Below are 24324 nucleotides of genomic sequence, written 5' to 3'. Positions count from 1 at the left end.
GTGCGCGGCACCGTCCCCCACCTGCCCAGCGTCGCGCCCGTGGCGCACCGGCTGCCGGCCGTCTACCAGGAGGACGAGTTCATCCAGCGCTTCGTCCAGGCCTTCGACGCGGCGTTCGCACCGCTCTTCCTCACCCTCGACACCCTCGCCTGCTACGTCGACCCCGAGCTCGCCCCACCCGACTTCCTCGACTGGCTCGCGGAGTGGGTGGGGATCGAGGTGGACGACACGTGGTCGGTGGAGCGGCGCCGCGAGATCGTCGCCGGTGCCGCCGCCATCCACCGCGTCCGCGGGACCCCGGCGGGCATCGTCGACGCCGTGCGGCTCGTCGTCGGCGGGCGGGTCGAGGTGGAGGAGAACGGCGCGAGCAGCTGGTCGGTGCAGCCGGGCGCCGTCCTCCCGGGCTCCCCGGAGCCGATGCTGCGGGTGGTCGTGCACGTGCGCGACCCGGGGGCCGTGGACCGCACCCGCCTCGAGCGGGTGGTCACCACCGTCAAGCCGGCTCACGTGGCCCACACCATCGACGTCGTGGAGGACTCCGATGCAGACATGTCCTGAGTGCGGAGGCCGCAACGAGGACGGCGAGCTGTTCTGCGGCAGCTGCGGCACGTACCTCGAGTGGGAGGAGACGCAGGCCGCGGTCGCCACCGGCGCGGGGACCGGCGCCGCCGGCACCGGCGCGGTCGCGGGAGGCGACGGCGGCAGCGGGGGGCCGGCCGCGCGAGCCGACGACGGCGCGCACGAGCCGGCCGCAGGAGACACCTATGGGGGCGGTGACGCCGAGCCCGCGCGGCTCGCGGCGACCGGCGCGGGCCCCGCGGCGACCGACGAGCCGGCGCCGGCGGACGGGCGCCCGCCCACCCCGGCACCGGTCGAGGAGCCGGCCCCCGCCTCCGCACCGGATGGCGCCCCGGCGCCGGCCGCGGTTCCCGCAGCCGGCGCGGGCGCGCTCGGTGGGCTTGGCGGACGGGCGGCGCGGGCCGCGCGCCGGGCCGCCGACCAGGCCACGGGCGGGGCGCTGTCGAACGCGAGCAGCACCGCGTCCCGCGCCCGGTCCCAGGCACACGGTGTCACGCAGGCACCCGGGCGGGCGGCCGCCGACCAGGCGGGCCGGGCGGCCGGGGGCGGTCCGCTCGCCCAGGCGGCGGCTGCCGCGGCCCGCGAGGGCACCGAGGCCGCTCGAGGGGCTGGCACCGCCCGGGCGGCCACCGGCGCCGCGGGGGCGGGCGCCGCTGCCGCCGCGGCACCACCGTCGGCGGAGCCGCGCGAGCAGGTGGCGTCGGCACCGGCGGTCGACGGCGCAGAGGCGCCCGCCGCCGCGCAGCCCAGCCCCACCAAGCCGGGCCGGCCGGCCCCGCTCCAGCCCGCGGCGCGCAAGCCCGGCGCGCCCGTGCAGCGCCGCCCGGTGCCCCGCGCCGAGGAGGAGGAGCCACCCCCGCGCCCGGGCGAGCTCGTCTGCGGCGCATGCGGGGCGGGCAACGCGCCGCATCGGCACTTCTGCCGCCGGTGCGGCGCGGACCTCACCGACGCCCCGGTCCAGCCGCAGCGCTCGTGGTGGCAGCGTCTGCTGCGGCCCGAGCCCCGCGGGGGCCCGGCGGCGGGGACGCGGCCCCGTGCGCGCCGTCGTCGGCGGTTCCCGACGGGGCTCGTCGTCACCATCGTCATCCTCGGGCTGCTCGGCGCAGGTGCCTGGTACGCCCGCGACTCCCTCGCCGGCGCCTACGCCGCCGTCGTCGACAGGCTGGCGGGCGACAAGCCCATCAACCCTGCCGAGGTGACGGCCTCGAGCGCACGCGAGGACCGTCCCGCGGCTCAGGTGCGCGACGGGATCCTCGACCGCTCGTGGGCCCCGGAGGGCAACGGCGTCGGGGAGTGGGTCGATCTCGTCCTGTCCGAACCGGCGCGCGTCGTCACCGTGCTCGTCATCGCCGGCAACGGCGGGGAGGAGGAGCAGCGGCTGCTGGAGGCGCGCCCTCGCGGCGTGCGGCTGACCATGACGACGTCGGAGGGCGAGGAGGTCCAGGACGTCGAGCTCACCGACACCGGGGAGCCGCAGCCGGTGTCGGTGGGGATCAGCGACGTCGAACAGGTCCGCCTCACGATCCTCTCCGTGTACGGGGAGGAGCTGGGGGCGCCGGTCGCGCTCGCGGAGGTGGAGCTCCGGGGGCGGGGCTAGGGGTCCTCGGCCACGCCGAGCTCGCGGAGCACCTGCGAGTAGGAGCGGGCGGCGCGCTCGGCGGCGGCCGGCTCGCCGGCGGCCCGGAGCGCGGCGACGAGGGTGCGCCAGGCGTCGTCGCGGTACTCGTCGATGTCGACGCTGCGCTGTGCCGCGCGCACCGCCTCGGCGTGGTCGCCCGCGGTGAGGGCCAGCTCGGCGAGCAGGGCGGCGGCCTCCGCCACCCGGGTGCGGTAGCGCTCGCGGGTGGGCACGAGCCAGTCCGCGGGGCCCTCCTCGGGCAGGACGTCCCCCGCGTACACGGCGAGCACCGCGTTGAGCGCGGCGCGCTGGCCCGTGACGTCGCCGCGGCGGGCGGCCCTCGCGGCCGCGGACAGCGCCTCGTCGACCTCGACGACGTCACTCGTGGAGCCCGGGCCCAGGGCGAGCATGTAGGACTCGCCGTCCCGGACGACGATCCGGCTGTGCCGGCCGGGCACGCCCGGCTCGAGCGCCGCGCGCAGGCTCGAGACGCTCACCTGGAGGTTGTGCATCGCCGCCGCCGGGTCGAGCTCGCCCCACAGGGCGTCGGCGATGAGCTCGCGGTGGACCGGGCGCCCGGCGTGGACGGCGAGGAAGCGCAGCACCGTCCGGGCGCGGGGACGGATCCCGCTGAGGTCGGGCACCCGGCCGTCGACGAGCAGCTGGAGCTCCCCGAAGCAGCGGACGGTGAGGACGGGGGCGGGACGTGAGCCCGGCTCGGGAGGGCTGGCCGCCGAGGGACCGCTCGTCGAGGGGTCTGCCGGGGGAGTGGCGGCCGAGGGTGGCGTGGGGGGCGCGGGGGTGTCGGGGCTCGGCGCGGTGGGCCGGGGACCGGCGGGCTCGTGCGACCACGGGGACATGTCCGGCAGCCAGGCCCACGGACGGCAGTCCAGGCCGGTGGTGCTGGCGGTGGTCCGTGCGAGCGTGAGGAGCTCCTCGCGGTCCTCCGCCCGTGCCGCGGCCAGGGCGGCGTAGGCGATGGCTGAGGCGCCCGGGACGCCGGCGGACCGGGAGTGCGCCTCCGCCTGGCGGGCCAGCTCGGCAGCGTCTGGCAGCTGCTGCGCCGCGGCGAGCAGCGCGCCGATCGCGCTCACCCACGCCTCGAGGACACCGGCGTCGAGCTCGCGCAGGCGGCGGCGCAGCTGGTCCAGGGTGCGGGAGTCGACCGTCCCTGACGGGAGCCGGATGAAGCACCACACGAGGGCGACGATCGCGGCCGCCCACCGGTCGCCGCGGGCATCGAGGTCCCCGATGACGGCGGCCATCGGACGGCGGTCGCCCCCGTGCCCGGCGACGGCGATCGCCGAGGTGAGACGGGCCAGCCAGGTGAGTCCGTGGTGCTCCGCATCGAGGTAGATCTGGTCGAAGGGCGAGGACTGCGGTGAGCTGAGGGGGCCGGCGCGCACCTCCGTGCGTCTGCCCACGCCACCGGAGACGATCGTCCCGAGTGTCGCGAGGACCAGGCGCGCGGCGAGGGCCAGGCCCGGGGCCGTGCCCTCCGGCTGCTCCGCGAGGGTGCGCAGCTCCCTGCTGCCCGCCCGGCGGTCCCCGCCGAGGAGGTGGGCGAAGCCCGCGACCGCCCGGACGGCCGGGTCCTCGGCCGCGGCGGCTCGGCGGGCGACGTCGAGCGGGTGGCGGTGGGTGGCGGCGAGGAGGAGGTCGGGCCAGCGCGGCCGCGGCGGGACCGGGCCGCCACGCCAGGCGGTGATGTCGGCCCGGAGCTCGTCGCACAGCTTCTGGGCGATCGCGTCGGTGAACTGGGTGCGGGCGCGCTCGGCGGCCGCGGCGGCGTCGTCCAGACGCCCGTCCCCGAGGAGGCGGCGGGCGTCGGCCAGGCAGCACCACGGGTCGGAGGCGGTGAGCCAGGCCGGCAGCAGGCCCGCCCACGTCTGGTCGCGTGACCGGGCCTGGTGCGGGGAGGCGAACACCCGCTCGCCGGACTCGTGGAGCAGTGCGCGCACGCCCGGCCAGTCCTCGGCGCGGGCCCGCGCGCGCAGCGCCTCGACGAGGTCGCCCTCCTCCTCGAGGATCGCCGCCGCGCGGACGTACCACTCGGCGGTGCCCGCCGGACCGAGCTCCTCGCGCAGCGCCGTCTCGAGGTGGCGGCGCAGCACCTCGTGGTAGCTGAAGGTCTCCCCGCCGTCCGTCGTCGTCGTCAGGGCCTGGCGGGTGACGAGGTCCCGCAGGGTCCGCTGCGCGTCGGTCGTGCCGAGGAGGGCGTTGCACCGGTCGGCGGTGAGCGCGTCGAAGACGCACGTCCGCACGAGGAACGCGGTGGTCTCCGGCGGCAGGCCGGCGAGCACCTGGGCGGTGAGGTAGTCCTGCGCGTAGCGGGCGCGACCGGCGAGCGCGTGGACGGCCCGGTGCCGGTCCGCGGGCTGGCTGCCGATGGTGGACAGGTGGAAGAGCTGGAGGGCGGCGGCCCAGCCCTGGGTGTACCGGGTGAGCGCGGCGGTGTCGTGCGGGGGCAGCGGGGCGCGGTGGACCTGCCGGAAGAGCGTCTCCACCTCCCACGTGCGGAAGCGCAGGTCCTCCCCGGTGAGGACGACGAGGGCGGCGAGCTCGCTGCGGGCGAGGTTGAAGCCGGGCATGCGCCGCGAGCCGATGAGCACCCGCAGCTGCGGCGGCGCGAGGAGCAGCACCTGCTCCAGCTCCGCCTCCGCGGGCTGGCCGGCGAGGACGTGGAGGTCGTCGAGGACGAGGAGGACCGGGCCGGTCAGCCGTTCCAGGGTCAGCGCGAGCTGCTCGGGGCTCTCCGGTGCGTCGTCGCGGGGGAGGTGCGGGGCCAGGGCGCGGTGCAGGAGGGGCACGAGCCGGCGGGTGGCCCCGGCGTCGAGCCGGCACCAGGCCACGGGCAGGCCGCTGGCGGCGGCCCACTGCGCCATCAGCGTCGTCTTGCCCGTGCCGGGCGGGGCGACGACGAGCCCCATCCGGTCGCGGGCGACGGTGTCCAGGGCCCGGAGCAGCTGGGGGCGGCGCAGGCCGGAGACCTGCGGGGCGGCGGTGCTGGCGCGGGGGACCGCGCGCACGGCACCGTCCGGCTCGCCGGCTGTCGCGCACATAGGACCCCCCGTCCCTGTCACCGCCCGTCGTGCCAGCCAGTCTAGGAGCCCTGCCCGTCCCCGACGTCGCATTTCCGGCGTCGGGGACGGACGGCGTCGTCGGCGCCGGTCACCCGACCAGGCGCGACGGCGGGGGAGGCGTCCGGGCTACTCGCTCAGGGCGGCGGCGACGGCGAGGGAGAGGGCGCCCTGGAAGGTCGTCTCGCGCTCCTCGGCGCTCATGTCCTGGGAGCCGTCGAGGAGGTGGTCGGAGACGGTGAGGACGGTGAGCGCCTGGCGGCCGAGCTCGGCGGCCACGCCGTAGAGGGCCGCGGCCTCCATCTCGACGCCGAGCACCCCGTAGGCCCCCAGCGCCTCGGTCTGGCCGGGGACCTTGAGGTAGAAGTGGTCGCGGGAGACGATCGTGCCCACGTGGTAGCGGTCGATGCCCTGCTCACGGGCGGCGCGCACGGCTGCCTCGGCCAGCTCGAAGGACGCGACGGCGGAGAAGTTGATCCCCGGGATGCGGTGCTGGTTCATCGCCGAGTCGGTGTGGGCGCCCAGGCCCACGAGCACGTCGCCGACCTTGACCTTCGGGGAGATGCCCCCGGCGGTGCCGACGCGGATGATGCGCTGGACCCCGTACTCGCGGAAGAGCTCGGTGGCGTAGATGGTCGCCGAGGGCTGGCCCATCCCCGAGCCCATGACGCTCAGCGGCTTGCCGTCCACGGTGCCGGTGTAGCCGAGCATGCCGCGCACGTCGTTGACGAGGCGCGCGTCGGGCATGAGCTGCTCGGCGATGCGCTGCGCCCGCCGGGGGTCGCCCGGCATGAGGACGGCGGGGGCGAAGTCGCCGGGGGCGGCGGCGATGTGGGGCGTGGGCACAGGGACCTCCAGGGGTACGGACGGGGTGGACCCATGCTGCCACGCCCCCTCGCCCGGAACCGGGGACCGGGCACTAGGCTCGCGGTGTCTCCACCGCCGACGTCAGGGGCCACGATGTCCGACCAGCACAGCGAGCACGCGCCGCAGGACGGCCCGGTTCCCCCGCCGCCCGCGCCCTGGGGCGCCCAGCCGCCCGGCGGTCAGCCGCCCGGCGCCCAGCCGGCCGGCGGCCAGCCGGCCCAGCCGGCTCCCGGCCAGCCGCAGCCCGGTGGCTATCCCGGCTACCCGCAGCAGCAGGGCTACCCGCAGCCGTCCGGCCACCCGCAGCAGCAGGGGCACGCGCCGGGCTACCCGGCGCAGCAGGCCGGGCCGGGGCAGGGCTTCGGCCAGGGCTACCCCCAGCCGCAGCAGCGCCCCTCCGCCATCGGCGGGCTCGCCGACCTCGGCTTCACCCGCCGGATCACTCCCGGCCTCGCACGGATCGTCTACGTCGCCGTCCTCGTCCTCGCGCTGCTCGGGCTCATCGTCGCGATCATCGGCGCGATCGGTGCCTTCGGGATGGCGAGGAACCCCTTCATGGGAGGGAGTCAGTGGACCCTCTACGGCCTGTTCTTCCTCGCCACCGGACCGCTCGGCGCCTTCGTGCTCGTCGCCTTCGCCCGCTTCTGGCTCGAGTACTTCCTCGACCGCGCGCAGGAGCGCCGCTGAGGGGTGAGCCGTCCCACTGGCGGGGCGCCTCCCCCCGGTGTGCGCCCCTCGACGTGCTCCGGATAAAGTCGTCTGGTGACTCCCGCTGGTAACGCGACCTTCCGCTACTCCAACGCGGCACTCCTTGCTGTCACGCACATCGAGGCCCCCGTGCGGGTGCCGTCGTCGCGTTTCGAGGAGGAGCTGGCGCCGACGCGTCGGCGGCTGCGTCTTCCCGACAACCTCCTCGAGCGGGTCTCGGGGGTCGTGGAACGGCGGTGGTGGGAGCCGGGCACGCGCTTCGACGACGCGGCCATCGAGGCCGGCGCCAAGGCGCTCGCCGAGGCCGGCGTCGACCCGGCCCGCGTGGGGCTCCTCGTCAACACCTCCGTGACGCGCACCCACCTCGAGCCCTCCGTGGCCGTGCGCATCCACCACGGGCTGTCGCTGCCGTCCTCGGCGGTGAACTTCGACATCGCCAACGCCTGCCTCGGCTTCGTCAACGGCATCATGCTCGCCGCGACGATGATCGACGCCGGGCAGATCGACTACGCCGTCATCGTCAACAGCGAGGACTCCCGCGGCACCCAGGAGACGACCCTGCGTCGCCTCGCCCGGCCCGAGGTCACCCGCGAGGACTACCGTCGCGAGTTCGCCTCCCTCACCCTGGGCAGTGGTGCGGCGGCCGCCGTCATCGGCCGCGCGGACCTCCACCCCGGTGGCCACCGCGTCGTCGGCGGCGTCTCGCGCGCCGGCACCGAGCACCACGAGCTGTGCGTGGGCAGCCTCGACGGCATGTTCACCGACACCAAGGGCCTGCTCGACGGCGGTCTGCCGCTCGTCACCGCCGCCTTCGCCGAGGCGAACAACGGCGCGGGCTTCCAGTGGGGCGACATGGACCGCTACGTCACCCACCAGATCTCCACGCCGTACACGAAGGCCGTCATCGACGCGATCGACCTCCCCGAGGACCGCGTGCCGATCACCTTCGGCTACTGGGGCAACGTGGGCCCGGCGTCGCTGCCGATGACCCTCGCCGCCCAGGCGGACTCCCTCGCTCCGGGGGACCGGGTGCTGTGCCTGGGGGTGGGGTCGGGCCTCAACACGGCGATGCTCGAGCTGCAGTGGTGAGCGCGGGCACCGACCTGCCCGAGCTTCCCGGCCTCGACCCTCGCTGGAGCCGCCGCGTCACTGTCCCCGGCACGGGGGAGGACCCGCCGGTCACCTGGCACCTGCTCGACAACGCGCCCGACCTCACCGGTGAGGCCCGCGGCACGCTCCTCGCCGTCCACGGCAACCCCACGTGGTCCTACCTGTGGCGCTCCCTGCTGCCCGCGGCCGCCGCGGCCGGCTGGCGTGTCGTCGCCGTCGACCAGCTCGGCATGGGCTGGTCCCAGCGCGACGGGCGCTTCCGGCGCCTCGCCGACCGCGTCGCCGAGCTCGGCGAGCTCACCGACCACCTCGGCCTCACCGGCCCCGTCGTCACGGTGGGGCACGACTGGGGCGGCGTCGTCTCCCTGGGCTGGGCGGTCGCGCACCCCGAGGTTCTCGCGGGCGTCGTCCTCACCAACACCGCCGTCCACCACGACGACGACGGCGAGATCCCCGCCCTGCTGCGGCTGGCGGGCAACCCGAGCGTGCACGGCTGGGCGACGAGCGGCACCCGCACCTTCCTGCGCGCCACCCTCGCCCTGGCCCACCCGCCGCTGAGCCGGGAGGTGCGCGCCGCCTACCTCGCGCCCTACGACGAGGACCGCCGCGCAGTCGCCGACTTCGTCGCCGACATCCCCGCCGACCCGAGCCACCCGAGCCGCCCCGCGCTCGACGCCATCGCCGACGGCGTGGCCCGCCTCGAGGTGCCGGCCCTCGTCCTGTGGGGCCCGCGCGACCCGGTCTTCCAGCGTCGCTACCTCGAGGACCTCCTGCGCCGCCTGCCGCACGCCGACGTGCACCGCTTCGAGGGCGCCGGCCACCTCCTCGCCGAGGACGTCGACGTCGCCGGCACAATCACCCGCTGGCTCGGGTCGACCTTCCCCGCCGACAGCTGGATCTCGCCCGACGGCGCGGCTCCCGCCCCCACCCCCCTCCCCGCCGGCGCTTCCCTCCCCGCCGACAGCGCACTTGTTACTCGCCCCCTCGCCACCGGCGCCCCCCTCCCCGCCGACAGCCGGACTTCTCCGGCCGGCGGCGCTCCGGTCCGCCCGCTCGCGGCGGTCCTCGACGAGCGTCGCGACGACGACGCGCCCGCCGTCGTCGCCCTCCACCCCGGCGGCACCGACACCGTGACGTGGCGCGACCTCGCCACCCGCGTGCGCCACCTCGCCCTCGGCCTGCACGACGCCGGCGTGCGGCCGGGGCAGCGCGTCAGCCTGCTCGTCACCCCCGGCGTCGACCTCACGACCGCGCTCTTCGCCTGCCTGCGCCTCGGCGCCGTCGCCGTCATCGCCGACCAGGGCCTGGGCCTGCGCGGGATGAGCCGCGCGATCCGCGGCGCCTCGCCGGACGTCGTCATCGGCATCGACCGCGGCCTCGTCGGCGCGCGGCTCCTGTCGTGGCCCGGCCGCCGCGTCGCCGTGAGCGAGCTGCCGCCGGCGCAGGCCCGCGCGCTCGGCGTCACCGACACCCTCCCCGGGCTCACCGCCCGCGGCGCCGAGCTCGAGCGCGCCGGCACCGTGCTGCCTCCCGTGCCGGGACCCGACGACGACGCCGCCATCCTCTTCACCTCCGGCTCCACCGGCCCGGCCAAGGGCGTCGTCTACACCCACCGCGGTCTGGCCGGGATGCGTGACACCCTCGCCGAGACCTACGACCTGGGCCGCGAGTCCTCCTTCGTCGCCGGCTTCGCGCCCTTCGCACTGCTCGGGACCGCGCTCGGCTCGCTCGCCGTCGTCCCCGACATGGACGTCACTGCGCCGGCCACCCTCACCGCCGCCGCGCTCGCCGAGGCGGTCCGCGCGAGCAGTGCGACCGCCGTCTTCACCTCGCCCTCCGCCCTGCGCAACGTCCTCGCGACCGCCGGGGAGCTGTCCGCCGAGCAGCGCGAGGCGCTCTCCGGCGTCGGGCTCTTCCTGTCCGCGGGCGCGCCGATCCCGCCGGAGCTGCTCGCGCGCGTCGCCGAGGTCATGCCCCGTGCCAGCGCCCGCACGCCCTACGGGATGACCGAGGTCCTCCCGGTCACCGACATCGACCTCGAGGAGATCCGCCGCGCCGTCGCCGGCGTCGGCACCGTCCCCGGCGCGGGCAGCGGCACCTGCGTGGGCCGCCCGGTCCCCGGCACGCAGGTCACCATCCTCCCGCTCGACGCCGACGGCGCGGCCACCGGTGAGCCCACCGACGCACCCGGCGTCACGGGGGAGATCCTCGTCGCCGCGCCGCACCTCAAGCGCACCTACGACCGACTGTGGGCGACGCAGGAGGCCAGCGCCGACCACCCGGGCCGTCACCGGACCGGCGACGTCGGCCACCTCGACGCCGAGGGGCGGCTGTGGGTCGAGGGGCGCCTGTCGCACGTCGTCACGGCGCCCGGGGGCGTCATCACGCCCGTGGCCGTCGAGCACGCCGCCGAGCGGGTGCCCGGCGTCCTGCGCGCGGCCGCCGTGGGTGTGGGCCCCTCGGGGACCCAGCAGCTCGTCGTCGTCCTTGAGACAGACCCGGCTGTGGACCGCCGTTCACGCGCCGGTGCCTCGCTCGCGACTCCCGGCCTCATGAGCGCGGTGCGCCGCGCCGTCGCCGAGGCGTGCGGCGTCCCGGTGGCGGCCGTCCTGCGCGTGCGGGAGCTACCCACCGACGTGCGGCACAACGCGAAGATCGAGCGCGGCCGCATCGGCCGGTGGGCCGAGAAGGCCCTGGCCGGCGGGCGGATGGGCGAGCCGTGACCCGGCAGCGCCGTCGCCGCCGCGTCGACGCCCCCGCCACCACGGCCGAGACCGCGCCCCCGCAGGCGCTGCGCGTCCTCGTCACCGGGGCCAGCGGCATGCTCGGCCGACGGACGGCGGAGCGACTGGTGGCCGCGGGCCACGACGTGCGGACCTTCCAGCGGCGCCCCGCCGGCGTCGAAGGGGCGAGCGACTCGCTCGGGTCCCTCACCGACCCCGCAGCGGTGACGCGCGCCGTCGAGGGGCGGGACGCCGTCGTCCACCTCGCCGCGAAGGTCTCGGTGAGCGGTCCGCGGCACGAGTACGAGCAGGTGAACGTCGAGGGCACGCGCACGCTGCTCGCGGCCGCACGAGCGGCGGGGGTGCGGCGCTTCGTCCAGGTGTCCTCGCCGTCGGTCGCGCACACGGGAGGGTCCCTCGTCGGCGAGGAGGCCGGACCCGCGCAGCCCGAGCACGCGCGCGGCAACTACGCCCGGACCAAGGCGGCGGCTGAGCTGCTGGCGCTGGAGGCCGACGGACCTGACCTCGCCGTGGTCGCCGTCCGCCCGCACCTCGTGTGGGGGCCGGGGGACACGCAGCTCGTCGCGCGGATCGTCGAGCGTGCGCGGGCCGGACGGCTGCCGTTGCTCGACCACGGCGCGGCGCTCGTCGACTCCGTCTACGTCGACAACGCGGCTGACGCGCTCGTCGCGGCGCTCGAGCGCGCGCCGCAGGCCCACGGGCAGGCGCTCGTCGTGACGAACGGGGAGCCGCGCGCGATCGGTGACCTCATCTCCGGGATCTCGCTCGCCGCCGGCGCGCCGGCCCCGGCGTGGCGCGTGCCGGCACGGCTGGCGAAGGTGGCCGGGGGACTGGTCGAGGCCGTGTGGGCGGTGCGCCCGGGCCGCGACGAGCCGCCGATGACCCGCTTCCTCGCCGAGCAGCTCTCCACCGCGCACTGGTTCGACCAACGACGCACCCGCGAGGTGCTCGGCTGGGAGCCGGCCGTCAGCATCGACGAGGGCCTCGCCCGGCTCGCCGAGCACTACCGCACGCACTGACGGCGGCGGCGGCGCACTGCGCACCGCCCTCCCTCGCGCCGAGAGCTGGATCTCGCCCCGCCTCCTCGCACCGTGCGCCCGCCGGTCCACCGTGCGCCCGGTCTACCGCCGGCACAGCGGACTCAAGGGCCGCACGGTCGGTCCGGCCGGGGGCGCCGGGTGCGGGTGCGGTGCCCCGCGCGCCACAATGGCCACATGATCCCGACTCTCGCGCTCAACGACGGCAACCGGATCCCCGCGATCGGCCTCGGCACCTGGCCGATGGACGAGGAGGCCCCCGAGGCCGTGCGGACGGCACTCGAGATGGGCTACCGGCTCATCGACACCGCCGCGAAGTACGAGAACGAGGAGGCCGTCGGCCGCGGCATCGCCGAGTCCGGCGTCCCGCGTGAGCAGATCATCGTCACGACCAAGCTCCGCGGCAGCGACCAGGGCTACGAGGAGGCGCTGCGCGCCTTCGAGACGTCCCGCAAGAAGCTCGGCCTCGAGTACGTCGACCTCTACCTCATCCACTGGCCGCTGCCGCGCCTGGACAAGTACGTCGACTCCTGGCGCGCGCTCGTCAAGCTGCGCGAGGACGGCGTCGTCCGCTCGATCGGCGTCTCGAACTTCACCGCCGCGCACCTGGACCGGATCATCGCCGAGACCGACGTGGCGCCGGCGGTCAACCAGATCGAGCTGCACCCCTACTTCACGCAGGCCGACATGCGCGCCGCCGACGCCGAGCGCACCGTGCTCACCCAGTCCTGGAGTCCGCTGGCCCGCAGCGCCTCGCTCCTCACCGAGCCGGCGCTCGAGCAGATCGCCGGCCGCCACGGCGTGGAGGCCGCGCAGGTGGTGCTGCGCTGGCACGTCCAGCTCGGCGTCCTGCCCATCCCGAAGTCCGCCAGCCCGGACCGGCAGAGCCTCAACCTCGACGTCTTCGGCTTCGAGCTGAGCGAGTCGGAGATGGCGCAGATCAGCGGCCTCGAGCGCGGCCGGCAGAGCCACGACCCGGACACCCACGAGGAGTTCTGAGCCTCCGGGCGCGCTTGTATCCTGAGCCGATGCCTGCCGCCCGACTGGTCGCCTTCGACCTCGACGACACCCTCACGCCCTCGAAGTCCCCGATCCACCCGGAGATGGCCGAGGCGCTCACCGCGCTCCTCGCCGTCGTCCCGGTGTGCATCATCTCGGGCGGGCAGCTCGAGCAGTTCACCACCCAGGTGACCGAGCGGCTCGAGCTCGACGACGCCGCCCGCTCGCGTCTGCACCTCATGCCGACCTGCGGCACGCGCTACTACCGCTACGACGACGACGGCGACCTCCGTGAGGTCTACGCCCACGACCTCTCCGCCGAGGAGCGCGCCGAGGCGCTGGCCGTCGTCGAGCGTGAGGCGCGGCGGCTGGGGCTGTGGGAGGAGCAGACCTGGGGACCGGCCCTCGAGGACCGCGGCTCACAGATCACGTTCTCGGCCCTCGGCCAGCAGGCGCCGCTGGACGCGAAGCGCGCCTGGGACCCGACGGGGGAGAAGAAGGAGCAGCTGCGCGCCGCCGTCGCCCCGCTGCTGCCCGAGCTCGAGGTCCGCTCCGGCGGCTCGACGTCGATCGACATCACCCGCCAGGGCGTCGACAAGGCCTACGGCATGACCCGCCTGGCCGAGCAGACCGGCATCGACCTCGCCGACATGCTCTTCATCGGCGACCGCCTCGACGAGGGCGGCAACGACTACCCGGTCAAGGCGATGGGCGTCCGGTGCATCGCCGTGGACGGCTGGGAGGAGACCGCCACGACGGTCCGCGCCCTGGTGGAGGAGCTCGCCCCCACCCGAGCCTGACCGCGCCCAGCCCCGCCGCCGCCGTGCGCCTGCGACGCTAGGGGACCAGGGCGGGCTGACGCTCGGCCGCCGCGACCAGGGCCGCGTAGTGGCCGTCCTTCGCGAGCAGCTCCTCGTGGTTGCCCACCTCCACCATGCGCCCGTGGTCGACGACGGCGATGAGGTCGGCGTTCCGGACCGTCGAGAGACGGTGGGCGATGGTGATCGTCGTGCGCCCGCGGCTCAGCACGTCGAGCGCCTCCTGGACGGCGTGCTCCGTGCGGGTGTCGAGGGCGCTGGTGGCCTCGTCGAGGACGAGCACACGGGGGTCGCGCAGCAGCGTGCGGGCGATGGCCAGGCGCTGCTTCTCGCCGCCGGAGAAGCGGTGGCCACGCGCACCCACGACGGTGTCGTAGCCGAGCGGCAGGGCGAGGATGACGTCGTGGACCTGGGCGGCGCGGGCCGCGGCCTCGATCTCCTCGTCGGTCGCCTCGGGGCGGGCGTAGCGCAGGTTCTCGCGCACGGTCGTGTGGAGGAGGTAGGTCTCCTGGGACACGACGCCCACCTGGGAGGCGAGGTCGGTGAGGGTGAGGTCGCGCAGGTCGACGCCGTCGAGCAGGACGCGGCCGGACGTCGGGTCCTGCAGCCGCGCCACGAGACCGGCGATCGTCGACTTGCCCGCACCGGACTCGCCCACGAGGGCCAGCCGCGTTCCGGCGGGGACGTGGAGGTCGAGGCCGGAGACGGCGTCGGTGTCCGCGTCGGGGTAACGGAAGGAGACGTCCTCGAAGGTGACGGCGCCCGGACCGCCGCCGGAGGGCAGCGCCACCGGCTGGACCGGGTCGTCGATCTCCACGGGGAGGTCGAGGTACTCGAAGATCCGGCTGAACAGCGCGAGTGACGCGGTGACCTGCACGCCGGTGTTGAGCACGCCCATGAGCGGGCGGAACAGCCCGGACTGCAGGGCGATGAAGGCGACGAGCGTGCCGATCGTGATGTCGCCGGAGCCGGGCAGGCCCGCGACGAGGTAGATGAGCGCGGGGATGGCGGAGAAGATGACGCTCATCGTCGCCATCCGCCAGCGGCCGGCGAGCTCGGAGCGCAGCTCGAGGTCGGCGAGCTCGCTCGAGGAGTCGGCGAAGCGGCGGCTCAGCTCCGGGCCGGCGCCGAGCGTCTTCGCGAGGAGCGCACCACTGACGGACAGCGACTCCTCCACCTGCCCGTGCAGGCCGGCCAGCGCCGCCTGGCGCTTGGCCGTGACCTCGCGGCGCAGCTGTGCCACGCGGCGGGTGAGCCAGATGGCGGGCGGCAGGACGACGAGGGAGAGCAGCGCGAGCTGCCAGCTGAGGGCGACCATCGCGACGATCGTCGCGATCGCCGTCGTGACGTTCGCGGTGATCGCCGTGGCGGTGCCGGTGACGACGGACTGCATCGCGCCGATGTCGTGGGTGAGGCGCGACTGCACCTCACCGCCGCGGGTGCGGGTGAAGAAGGACATCGGCTGGCGCTGGAGGTGGACGAAGACGTCGGTGCGCAGCCGGTGCATGACCTTCTGGCCGACGTCGGTGGAGATCCACGTCTGCAGGACGCCGAGCGTCGCCGTCACGACGGTGACGACGAGCATCGCGCCGACGAGCATGAGGAGCAGGCGCACGTCCTGCTCGGGAAGGGCGACGTCGATGACGTGCCGGGTGAGGAACGGGGTCGCCAGGCCCATGACGGAGCTGGCGGCGATGAGCGCGACGACGACGAGCAGCCGGCGGCTGTGCGGCCCGAAGAGGGCGGCGATGCGCCGCAGGCTCACGGGGTGGGACTCGAGCTGGGCGGTGTCGGCCGGGTCGCGGCGGACGGGGCCGTGGGGGCGGAAGGAGGGGCTCGACATGAGCGCCACCTCGCTTTCTCAATGACGACGGCGGAGTGTGGGTGCCGTCGGACCGGTTCAGGGGCGGGGCGCGGGACTGGTCGGCGATGTCCTGCCGTGACCGTCGCGCCGCACGCAATAGCGAGGTTACCTCACTATGTGGGTGCGCGCTACTGTTGCGGCCATGGCCGACCCCGAGCTCAGCGAAGCACTCATGCACGCGAGCCGCGCGCTGCGCCGCCGGATGTGGTCCTCGCTGGAGGACTGGGACCTGTCCCCGCACCAGGCGCGGGCGCTGCGGACGGTGTGCGGGCACGACGGCGCCCGCCTCAGCGAGGTCGCCGCCCACCTGCGCATCGCCCCGCGCTCGGCGACCGAGGTTGTCGACTCCCTCGAGGCCCGCGGCCTCGTCGCGCGGCAGCCCGACCCCGCCGACCGCCGGGCCGTGCTCGTCGTCGCCACGGACGAGGGCCGCGAGGTCCACGAGGCCGCGGACCGGCTCCGCGGCGCCGAGGCCGCGGCCTTCTTCGGCCGGCTGGACCCCCGGGAGCGCGAGGAGCTCGCCCGCCTGCTGCGCCGGCTGGTCGACTAGCTCAGACGCCGAGCGCCCGGCGCACGACGGCGAGGGCCTCGCGCGGGTCCAGCCCCAGGGAGCGCACCGCCTCCACGTACGACGCCGCGGCGCGCTCGGCCGCCGCGTGGTCGTCGTCGGCGCCCCCGCGTGCCGCCGGGTCGGTGACGAAGGTGCCCGCCCGGCCCCGGCCCACGAGCAGGCCGTCCGCCTCGAGCTCGCGGTAGGCCCGCGCGACGGTGTTCGGCGCGATGCCGAGCTCGTCCGCCAGCGCGCGCACCGTCGGCAGCCGGTCGCCCGGGCGTAGCGTCCCGTCACCGATCTGCGCGGTGAGCTGGGCGCGCAGCTGCGCGAAGGGCGGCTCCGGGGAGCCGGCGTCCAGTCGCAGTGTCATGCGGCACCCGCGAGGGGCGGGGTTGCGTCGAGGGGCACGGTCACACGCTAGGGCGCGGGCGACGGTCGTGCCAGTATCCGCGGTTCGCTGACGGCCCGCGGTGTGCACCCGCTCGCCCGCCGGGGCCTATCGGGAGTCTGCCACGCGACCTGCCGCCCGGTAGCTGTGGGCGTCGGTTCCGGCGGCCACGCCGGTGACGTGCTCCGCGTGCGAGAGAGACTCGGCCAGCAGGCGGTGGACGTGGGCGTCCGTGGCCGAGTAGTAGACGAAGGTGCCGTCGCGTCGCGTCCTCACGAGGCTGGCGAGCCGGAGCTTGGCGAGGTGCTGGCTCACCGCGGCGGGTGTTGCCCCGACGTTCTCGGCGAGGGTGTTGACGTTGGACTCGGCCTGGAAGAGCGCCCAGAGGATCTTGACGCGCGTCGGGTCGGACAGCATCCGGAAGCGGTCGGCTGCGATCTGCGCGTGCTCGTCGTCGGGAACGGGGCGTATCGGCTCGTCGTGCACACGTCCAGCCTAGCGGCGTGTCGTTATCTGCATGGATGAGCAGGTAGTTTTGGAAGCATGAACGCGTCACTGCAGCCAGGGCTCGACGGCCCGCGTGTCGGCCACGAGGACGGCCATGGCCCTGAGCACGACCACGGCCACGACCACGAGACCGGCCACGACCACGGCCACGCGCACGGCACGAGCCACGAGCACGGGCACGGCGGCCCGTGGGCTCGGCTGCGCCATGCCCTGGTGCCGCACAGCCACGACCACAGCGAGACCATCCGGACCGCAGAGGAGAGCAGCGCGATCGGGATCCGCGCCGCGTGGGTGAGCCTGGCGGGCATGGGCACCACTGCCGTGCTCCAGCTGATCATCGTCTGGCTCAGTGGCTCGGTCGCACTGCTCGCCGACACCCTTCACAACCTCGGCCACCTTGCGACGACCATCCCGCTCATCATCGCCTTCCGGCTCGGCCGGCGTCCCGCGACCCGGCGCTACAGCCACGGCTTCCGCCGGGCCGAGGACCTCGTAGGACTCCTCATCGGGCTCGTCGTCGCGCTGTCGGCGGCTCTCATCGTGTGGGAGTCGGTCCGTGCCCTCAGCACCGAGCGCGACATGACCCACCTGGGGTGGGTGCTCGCCGCCGCCCTCGTGGGCGCGGCCGGCAACGATGTCGTCGCTGTCTACCGCATCCGTGCCGGCCGGCGGATCGGCTCCGCGGCGCTGGTCGCCGAGGGGCAGCACGCCAGGACCGACGCGCTGACCTCCCTTGCCGTCGTCATCGGTGTCGTCGGGGCGTGGGCGGGCGTTCCGTGGCTCGACCCGGTCGTCGGCCTCGTCATCGCGGCCGTCATCGTCGCGGTGCTCGTCGGCTCCATGCGCACGGTCGTGCGCCGGCTCATGGACGGCGTCGAGCCCGAGACTCTTGACCTGCTCGAGGCCGAGTCCGGTCGGGTGGCGGGAGTCGTCGCGGTGGACGCGGTGCGGGCCCGGTGGACGGGCCACCGGCTCGAGGCGGACGTCGGGATCAGTGTGGAGAACGGCCTCACCCTCGAGTGCGGCATCGATGTCTGTCGCGCGGTCGAGGAGCGGCTGCGGACGCGAGTGCCCCACCTCGAGCGCGCGGTGGTCCGCGTCGTGTCCACGGGCTGACCAGCGGAGCGGCGCCGCCCACGGCGGCCGACGTAGGCAGCCGCGGCGCCTGACAGGCGACGGGGATCCCGTCCCCCTGCGCGGTACCGACGCCCTACCCTGCTGCCATGTCGCTGACCTGGGCGCAGGCGCTGGCCTGGCGCCTGCGCCGACAGCTTCTCGCTCCCACCGGGACCGGGACGGTGGACGACGTCGTCGGCCGGCTCGGCGCCGTCGTCGCCAAGGACCTGGGTGCTGCGGAGCTGGCCGTACGGCTGCGCCTGCAGCAGTCGCGGGCCGGTGACCTCGCCGCCGCCCTCGCCGACGGGCGGGTGGTGAAGACCTACGCCTTCCGCGGCGCCACCCACCTCATGACGCCGGACCAGGCCTCCGTCCACCTCGCGCTGCGCAGCGCGAGCCGCATGTGGGAGCTGCCGAGCTGGCAGGAGTACTACGGGCTCGCGCCGGAGGACTGGCCGGCCCTGCGCGACGTCGTGCGCGAGGCGCTCGCCGGCGGCCCGCTCACCCGCACCGAGCTCGCCGACGCCGTCGCCGCCACCCCGGCCTTCGCCCCGCTCCACGCCTCGATCGCCCGGGGCAACGACACCCTCCTCAAGCCGCTCGCCTGGCAGGGCGTCCTGTGCTTCGGCCCCGACCGCGGCGGCCGGGTCACCTTCGCCAGCCTCGAGGCCAACCCCCGCTGGCCGGGCCTGCCCGACCTCGACGACGCCGGGCCCCGCGCGGTGCGCACCTACCTCCGCAGCTACGGCCCGGCCACGCCCGAGCGCGTCCACTACTGGCTCGGGGAGGGCCTGGGTGCCGGCCGCCGGCGGGTCCGGGACTGGCTCGCCGGGCTCGACGGCGTGACGACCGTGGACGTCGGGGGCGAGAGTGCCGCCGGCCTCGGCGAGGACCTCGACGACGTGCACGCGGCGGTGCCGACGGACGCCGTCCGTCTCCTCCCGGGACACGACCAGTGGGTGCTGGGCCCCGGGACGGCCGACGCGCACGTCGTCCCGCCGGCCCGGCGTGCCGCCGTCACCGGCGGCGCCAACCTCGTCCTGGCCGGGGGCGTCGTCTCCGGGACGTGGACCGCGTGCGGCGACGAGGCCGCGGTGGACTGGTTCGCCGAGGCCGGCCCGGCGCCCACCGGGCTCCTCGACGACCAGGTCGCCCGCCTCGGCGAGCTCCTCCAGCGGCCGCTGCGGGCGACCGTCCGGCGTGCCTAGGCGCCGGCGGGCGCGAGCCGGTCGAGGAGCTCCCGCACGGCGGCCAGCCGCGGGACGCCCTCGTAGCGCGTGACGACGGTGCCGTCGGAGTCGAGGACGACGACGGTGGGGGTCTGGGTGATCTCGAGGCGCGCGGCGAGCTCGGTGTCGTGGGCGACGTCGACGTCCACGTGCCGCACCCCCGGCGTCGTCTCCGCCACGCGCGCGAGCAGGCCGCGCGCGGCCCGGCACGGCGCGCAGAAGCCCGAGGAGATCTGCAGGAGGGTCGCCCGCTCACCGAGCGGCCCGGACAGTCCGAGCGCGTCGGCGGTGAGAGGGGAGGAGGTCACCCGCCGATTCTACGGAGCCTCCAGCCGCCCCGCGCCGCGGCGGGGCGCCCCACGTAGGGTGGTCGGGCACCCGACCCCTGGAGGCCTCCCCGTGAGCCGACGTCCGACCCGCGCCGTGGCCCTCGCCGTGAGCGTGTGCCTCGTCCTCGCCGCCTGCTCGAGCGAGGACGGCCCCGACGACGCCGAGTCCCCGACCGCCGAGCCGACCCCCGAGCGCGGGTCGGTCCAGCAGCCGGCAGCCACCGCCGTCCTCCCCGGCGCCGACGGCGAGCTCGCCCTCGCCGCGAGCCGCACCTTCTTCGCCCACGCACCCGTCGTCGTCCTCGCCGACGACGCCGACCCGGCCTCCCGGCTGCGGGCGAGCAGCGCGAGCCTCGCCCTCGGCGCCCCCGTCCTCCTCGACGACGACGCCGCTGCCCTCACCGAGGAGCTCGACCGCCTCGAGGCCGGCTGGGTGCTCACGGTCGGTGACGTCGCGCTGCCCGAGGAGCTGGGCGACGTCGTCGCCGTCCCCGCCCCGGCCGACGACGCCGCGCTCGCCGAGCACCTCGACCTCCCCGCGGGGGAGCCTGTCGACGTGGGCGACGGCGAGGAGGTGGCCGCCGTCGTCGGGCTCGAGCGCGGGACGCTCACCCCGCTCGCCCTCGCAGCAGGCGCGGCGGACGACGCCGACGAGCAGACGGCGGACGACGCGACCGCCGAGCAGACGAGCGCCGCCGAGGCGACGTCCGAGGCGGCCGCCGACGGCGAGGAGCTTCCCGCGACCGAGCTTCCCGAGCCCGTGACCGGCACCCTCGCGCTCACGACGGGCGCACCGGAGGAGCTGGTGGCCACGGCCACCGCACGCGCTGCCGGTGCGGACGTCGCCGTCGTGCCCGGCGGGGACCCACGGGCCACGAGCGAGTCGGTGACCGCGCTGAGCGAGGCGGCGCCGGACCACGTCGTCGGGCTGGGGGACGCCTTCGGTGACGACGAGACCCTCGCCTGGCGCGCCGCGACCGCGGCGACCGGCGTCGAGCTGCCCGGCGGCGGGCAGCTCGTCTTCCCCGGCAAGCGCTACGTCGCGCTGTACGGCAGCCCGGTGACGCCCGCCCTCGGCGTGCTCGGCGAGCAGGGCACCGAGGCGACGATCGCCCGCGCGCAGGAGCACGCGCAGCCCTACGAGGAGCTCGTGGACGACACCGTCGTCCCGGCCCTGGAGATCATCGCGACGGTCGCCTCCTCCAGTGCGGGCGACGACGGCAACTACTCCAACGAGTGGCCCGCGGAGGACCTGCGCCCGCTCGTCGAGGCGGCGGGGGAGGCCGGCCAGTACGTCGTCCTCGACCTCCAGCCCGGCCGCGCCTCCTTCCTCGAGCAGGCCCAGCACTACGCCGAGCTCCTCGAGCTGCCCCACGTCGGTCTGGCGCTGGACCCGGAGTGGAACCTCGGGCCCGACGAGCAGCACATGGTCCGCATCGGCTCCGTGACCGCCGAGGAGGTCAACGAGGTGGTCGACTGGCTCGCCGACTTCACCCGCGAGCGCGACCTGCCGCAGAAGATGCTCGTCCTCCACCAGTTCCAGGTGCGGATGATCCAGACCGTGCCCGAGGTGGACCTCTCACGCAGCGAGCTCGCCGTCCTCGTCCACGCCGACGGCCAGGGCGGCCAGGGCGCCAAGCAGGACACGTGGCGCACGCTCCACGAGCACGGCCCGGACATCGAGTGGTGGGGCTGGAAGAACTTCTACGACGAGGACTCCCCGATGCTCACCCCGGAGCAGACCATCTCCCAGGTCGACCCCGTGCCCCACTTCATCACCTACCAGTAGGTCAGGGCAGGACCCACGGGAGGACCGCGAGGACCACGTAGGCGAGGGGGACGAGGACGGCGGGCAGGAGGGCCGCGAGGTGGCCCCGGCCCGGCCCGGCGGACGCACCCGGTGTCGGCGCGAGCGGGGAGGTGACCTGGTCGTCGTCGGCGGTGAGCTCGCGGTGCTCGAGGACGGCCAGGACCACGACGACGACGAAGAGGGCGACCGCGACGGCTGCCGGAGGCAGCGTGACGAGCGCGGGCAGGTCCAGGCGCCCGGCCGCTGCCGACCCGACGCCCGCCGCCGTCGTGAGCAGCGCGAGCGGCACCCCGACCGCCCACGGCCGCGCGACGAGCGGGCGCAGGAGGACGGGGAGCGCGAGCAGCAGTGCGGCGAGCAGTGCCACGGCCACGAGCTGGACGACGTTGTAGGACAGCTCCTCGCCCCGCGCCCAGGAGAAGGCCGCGGACGTGCCGACGAGCAGGGCGACGATCTGCAGCGCCGCGACGAGCGCGACCCGCCACACGCCGGCCGTGAGCTCCGGCGAGCGGTCCTGCCCCAGCTGGTGGGCGTACTCCCTGGGGTCGCCGAAGGCCTCGTCCGGGCTCTCCCCGGTGTCGGTGCAGTGGGCCTCGACCTCGGCCAGCCGGTCACCGATCACCGGTCCGGGCACGTCGCGGAGCCGGAGCTCAAGGACGAAGTCGTCGCACCAGCGCTGGTGGTCCTTGACGAAGGGGCGGTGCCAGACCTCGTGCTGGGCGGTCGTGCCGCTCGCGGTGGTGTCCATGGCGTCTCCTCGGAGTTGTGGGTGCCGTGAGGCAGGGTGGTGTCAGCGGGACGGGACGGGCGTGCCGGTCAGGTGCGCCGCCACGGTCGCCGCGAAGGCGTGCCACTGGGCGGTGCCCTGGTCGAGTGCCGCCCGGCCCTCGTCGGTGAGAGCGAAGTACTTGCGGCCCGGACCGCCCTCGCCGGCTCGCCACTCGACGGTGACGAGCGCGTTCTTCTCGAGGCGGCCCAGCAAGGGGTAGAGGGTGCCGCCCTTGATGTCACCGAAGCCTGCCTCGGCGAGCTGGGCGGCGATGGCGTACCCGTAGGTGGGCCCGTGGGACAGCGTGCGGAGCACGCAGAGCTCGAGCGCCCCGCGGAGCCACTCGCTGCGTGCCGGTGTCGTGCTCATGGGTAGATCGTGGCACTAACTAGTCAGGTTGTCTAGGTAGACGCTCTGAGTAGTTGGGCGGGCGTGAGCGACCGAGCACCGTCCCCTTGATCTCAGCGCAGGGGTGTGTGCTCCGGGTCCACGCGCTCGCCCTCGCGCACCGGTCCGGGAGGCGTGCCGTCGCCGAAGGGCCGCCCGCCGAGCGCCTCGCGGCCGTGCGGGGTGGTCCAGCCGCTGAGGTCGGGGCCGAGGGGCACGATCTGCGTGGGGTTGAGGTCGGTGTGGACGACGTAGTAGTGCTGCTTGATCTGCTCGAAGTCGATCGTGTCGCCGAACCCCGGTGTCTGGAAGAGGTCGCGGGCGTAGCCCCACAGCGCCGGCATCTCGCTCAGCTTGTTCCGGTTGCACTTGAAGTGCCCGTGGTAGACGGGGTCGAAGCGCACGAGCGTGGTGAACAGGCGCACGTCGGCCTCGGTGATCGTGTCCCCCACGAGGTAGCGCTGGTGCGTGAGGCGCTCCTCCAGCCAGTCCAGCGCGGTCCACAGCCGGTCGTAGGCCTTCTCGTAGGCCTCCTGGGAGCCGGCGAAGCCGCAGCGGTACACGCCGTTGTTGACCTCGGTGAAGACGCGGCGGTTGACGGTGTCGATCTCCTCGCGCAGGTGCTCGGGGTAGAGGTCCGGTGCGCCCTCGCGGTGGTGCTCGCGCCACTCCGAGGAGAGGTCGAGGGTGATCTGGGCGTAGTCGTTGGTCACCACCTGCCCGGTGGGGACGTCGACGATCGCCGGCACGGTGATCCCGCGGGGGTAGTCGGGGAAGCGCGCGAAGTAGGCCTCCTGGATCCGCTCGATGCCGAGCACCGGGTCACGGCCGCCGGGGTCGAGGTCGAAGGTCCACGAGCGGGCGTCGTGGGTGGGGCCGGGCAGGCCGAGGGAGATCGCGTCCTCCAGGCCGAGCAGGCGGCGCACGATGATCGTCCGGTTCGCCCACGGGCAGGCGCGCGCCGCGACGAGCCGGTACCGCCCGGCCTCCACCGGGTAGCCGTCCGCGCCGTCGCGGGTGATGCGGGTGGTGATGTAGTTCGTGTCCCGGGTGAACTCCTGCCCGGGGGCCACGTAGCTGCCGGCGGTCGAGTGCGCGTCGTCCATGCCCTCGACCGTAACCCCCACCTCGTTGCGTCGCCCTTTCCGATCACGCGGCGCCCTTTCCGTCGCCGTGGGGTGAGTGGGAGGTGCGACGCAATCGAAGCCCACAGGCGGGGCGAAGCCCGGACGCGGCGAGGCTCGCGGGCGCGGCGAGGCCCGCGGGCCCGGGGCGCAGCCGAGCGGCGGTCAGGCTCAGCCCGGCGGGCCCTCCCACGGGTAGCCGAGCGCGACGAAGGCGTCCCGCACCTCGTCCCGGTCGCCCTCGACGTCGTCGTCGAAGAGCTCGCGGCCGGACGCCGTCTGGATGACCACGTTGGACCTGCGCCGGAACACGGCGTCGACCTTGTCCCGGGCGATGACCCGCTGCACCTCGCCGCGGCGCTCCACCCGGATCTCGCGCGACGTGAGGTGGAGGACCGGGCTCTCGTGGATCACCCAGATCGCGAAGGCGAGGCCCAGGGCGAGGCCCACCGCCGGCCGCAGCCACACCAGCCAGGCCTGGTCGAAGGACCCGAGCAGCTGGAGGGGGCCCTGGAAGGGGAACCACGGCAGGTCGGCGGCGAGCCCCGCGAGGTAGGGCAGGACGATACCGGCCAGGGCGCCGCCGGCACCGAAGACCCCGAGGACCCAGCGCCGCCCGGCGGCGTCGAAACCCCCGAGCCTGCGCGACTGGTCCTCCCCGCCCGTCATGACCGGCAGCGTAGTCCGG

At 75.4% G+C, this 24324-nt stretch carries 22 protein-coding genes; 12 read left to right on the top strand and 10 right to left on the bottom strand.

Features of this window, described 5'->3' with window-relative positions; all coding sequences use genetic code 11:
• A complete protein-coding gene (locus H9624_RS14315) occupies positions 1-558 on the top strand; it encodes a phage tail protein (protein WP_251840576.1) in 558 nt (185 codons plus the stop codon).
• Positions 542-2176: a TFIIB-type zinc ribbon-containing protein gene (locus H9624_RS14310; protein WP_251840575.1), complete on the top strand. Its 1635-nt coding sequence runs from the start codon at positions 542-544 to the stop codon at positions 2174-2176. The genes H9624_RS14315 and H9624_RS14310 overlap by 17 nt, the downstream gene beginning before the upstream one ends.
• On the opposite strand, the gene H9624_RS14305 is transcribed toward H9624_RS14310, so the two are convergent.
• Positions 2173-5259, bottom strand: coding sequence for a winged helix-turn-helix domain-containing protein (locus H9624_RS14305; RefSeq protein ID WP_251840574.1), 3087 nt, complete (start codon positions 5257-5259; stop codon positions 2173-2175). The two genes, H9624_RS14310 and H9624_RS14305, sit on opposite strands and share 4 nt — an antisense overlap.
• Before the next feature lie 147 nt (positions 5260-5406).
• Positions 5407-6123 (bottom strand): purine-nucleoside phosphorylase, encoded by a 717-nt coding sequence (deoD, locus tag H9624_RS14300; RefSeq protein WP_251840573.1) that lies wholly within the window; start codon positions 6121-6123, stop codon positions 5407-5409.
• Positions 6124-6237: 114 nt separating this feature from the next.
• Here deoD and H9624_RS14295 point away from each other — a divergent pair, with 114 nt between their 5' ends.
• The 6 genes from H9624_RS14295 (at position 6238) to H9624_RS14270 (ending at position 13542) form a co-directional block, all read left to right on the top strand.
• Complete coding sequence (locus tag H9624_RS14295) at positions 6238-6831, top strand: DUF4282 domain-containing protein (protein WP_251840572.1); 594 nt, start codon at positions 6238-6240, stop codon at positions 6829-6831.
• Positions 6832-6906: 75 nt separating this feature from the next.
• The gene (locus H9624_RS14290) at positions 6907-7941 is read left to right on the top strand and encodes a 3-oxoacyl-ACP synthase III (protein ID WP_251840571.1); all 1035 of its coding nucleotides are present in this window, start codon (positions 6907-6909) and stop codon (positions 7939-7941) included.
• Positions 7938-10685 (top strand): alpha/beta fold hydrolase, encoded by a 2748-nt coding sequence (locus H9624_RS14285; RefSeq protein ID WP_251840570.1) that lies wholly within the window; start codon positions 7938-7940, stop codon positions 10683-10685. The genes H9624_RS14290 and H9624_RS14285 overlap by 4 nt, the downstream gene beginning before the upstream one ends.
• Before the next feature lie 68 nt (positions 10686-10753).
• Positions 10754-11725, top strand: coding sequence for an NAD-dependent epimerase/dehydratase family protein (locus H9624_RS14280; RefSeq protein ID WP_251840598.1), 972 nt, complete (start codon positions 10754-10756; stop codon positions 11723-11725).
• A gap of 195 nt (positions 11726-11920) precedes the next feature.
• Positions 11921-12742, top strand: a complete 822-nt coding sequence (locus H9624_RS14275; RefSeq protein ID WP_251840569.1) for an aldo/keto reductase — start codon at positions 11921-11923, stop codon at positions 12740-12742.
• 29 nt (positions 12743-12771) lie between these two features.
• Positions 12772-13542, top strand: a complete 771-nt coding sequence (locus H9624_RS14270; RefSeq protein WP_251840568.1) for an HAD-IIB family hydrolase — start codon at positions 12772-12774, stop codon at positions 13540-13542.
• Positions 13543-13579: 37 nt separating this feature from the next.
• Here H9624_RS14270 and H9624_RS14265 read toward each other — a convergent pair whose 3' ends face one another.
• Entirely contained in the window at positions 13580-15403 is a 1824-nt protein-coding gene (locus H9624_RS14265) for an ABC transporter ATP-binding protein (protein ID WP_251840567.1), read from the bottom strand.
• 163 nt (positions 15404-15566) lie between these two features.
• Here H9624_RS14265 and H9624_RS14260 point away from each other — a divergent pair, with 163 nt between their 5' ends.
• Complete coding sequence (locus H9624_RS14260) at positions 15567-15974, top strand: MarR family winged helix-turn-helix transcriptional regulator (protein WP_251840566.1); 408 nt, start codon at positions 15567-15569, stop codon at positions 15972-15974.
• A gap of 1 nt (position 15975) precedes the next feature.
• Here H9624_RS14260 and H9624_RS14255 read toward each other — a convergent pair whose 3' ends face one another.
• Entirely contained in the window at positions 15976-16347 is a 372-nt protein-coding gene (locus H9624_RS14255; RefSeq protein ID WP_251840565.1) for a GntR family transcriptional regulator, read from the bottom strand.
• 126 nt (positions 16348-16473) lie between these two features.
• The gene (locus tag H9624_RS14250; RefSeq protein WP_251840564.1) at positions 16474-16851 is read right to left on the bottom strand and encodes an ArsR/SmtB family transcription factor; all 378 of its coding nucleotides are present in this window, start codon (positions 16849-16851) and stop codon (positions 16474-16476) included.
• Between the two features lie 57 nt (positions 16852-16908).
• On the opposite strand from H9624_RS14250, the gene H9624_RS14240 reads away from it, so the two are divergent.
• Positions 16909-17988, top strand: a complete 1080-nt coding sequence (locus tag H9624_RS14240; RefSeq protein ID WP_286011255.1) for a cation diffusion facilitator family transporter — start codon at positions 16909-16911, stop codon at positions 17986-17988.
• A gap of 107 nt (positions 17989-18095) precedes the next feature.
• A complete protein-coding gene (locus H9624_RS14235; RefSeq protein ID WP_251840563.1) occupies positions 18096-19196 on the top strand; it encodes a DNA glycosylase AlkZ-like family protein in 1101 nt (366 codons plus the stop codon).
• Here the strand turns inward: H9624_RS14235 and H9624_RS14230 are convergent.
• Entirely contained in the window at positions 19193-19525 is a 333-nt protein-coding gene (locus tag H9624_RS14230) for a thioredoxin family protein (RefSeq protein WP_251840562.1), read from the bottom strand. The genes H9624_RS14235 and H9624_RS14230 overlap by 4 nt on opposite strands.
• A gap of 91 nt (positions 19526-19616) precedes the next feature.
• Between H9624_RS14230 and H9624_RS14225 the strand changes: the two genes are divergently transcribed.
• Positions 19617-21335: a hypothetical protein gene (locus H9624_RS14225; RefSeq protein WP_251840561.1), complete on the top strand. Its 1719-nt coding sequence runs from the start codon at positions 19617-19619 to the stop codon at positions 21333-21335.
• Between the two features lies 1 nt (position 21336).
• Here H9624_RS14225 and H9624_RS14220 read toward each other — a convergent pair whose 3' ends face one another.
• From H9624_RS14220 to H9624_RS14205, 4 genes are all read right to left on the bottom strand, one after another.
• The gene (locus H9624_RS14220) at positions 21337-22104 is read right to left on the bottom strand and encodes a hypothetical protein (protein ID WP_251840560.1); all 768 of its coding nucleotides are present in this window, start codon (positions 22102-22104) and stop codon (positions 21337-21339) included.
• 42 nt (positions 22105-22146) lie between these two features.
• Positions 22147-22494 carry a PadR family transcriptional regulator gene (locus tag H9624_RS14215; RefSeq protein ID WP_251840559.1) on the bottom strand — a complete coding sequence of 116 codons (348 nt, stop codon included), beginning with the start codon at positions 22492-22494 and terminating at the stop codon, positions 22147-22149.
• A 92-nt stretch (positions 22495-22586) separates the two neighbouring features.
• Positions 22587-23618, bottom strand: a complete 1032-nt coding sequence (locus H9624_RS14210) for a glutathione S-transferase family protein (RefSeq protein ID WP_251840558.1) — start codon at positions 23616-23618, stop codon at positions 22587-22589.
• 189 nt (positions 23619-23807) lie between these two features.
• On the bottom strand, positions 23808-24305 hold the full coding sequence (locus H9624_RS14205; protein ID WP_251840557.1) for a YqeB family protein: 498 nt from the start codon (positions 24303-24305) through the stop codon (positions 23808-23810).
• Positions 24306-24324: the final 19 nt, after the last annotated feature.

It is taken from the genome of Oceanitalea stevensii (assembly GCF_014837105.1).
Classification (GTDB): domain Bacteria; phylum Actinomycetota; class Actinomycetes; order Actinomycetales; family Actinomycetaceae; genus Oceanitalea; species Oceanitalea stevensii.
The sequence above is the reverse complement of the archived record's forward strand: the minus strand, read 5'-3'. Positions and strand labels throughout refer to the sequence as shown.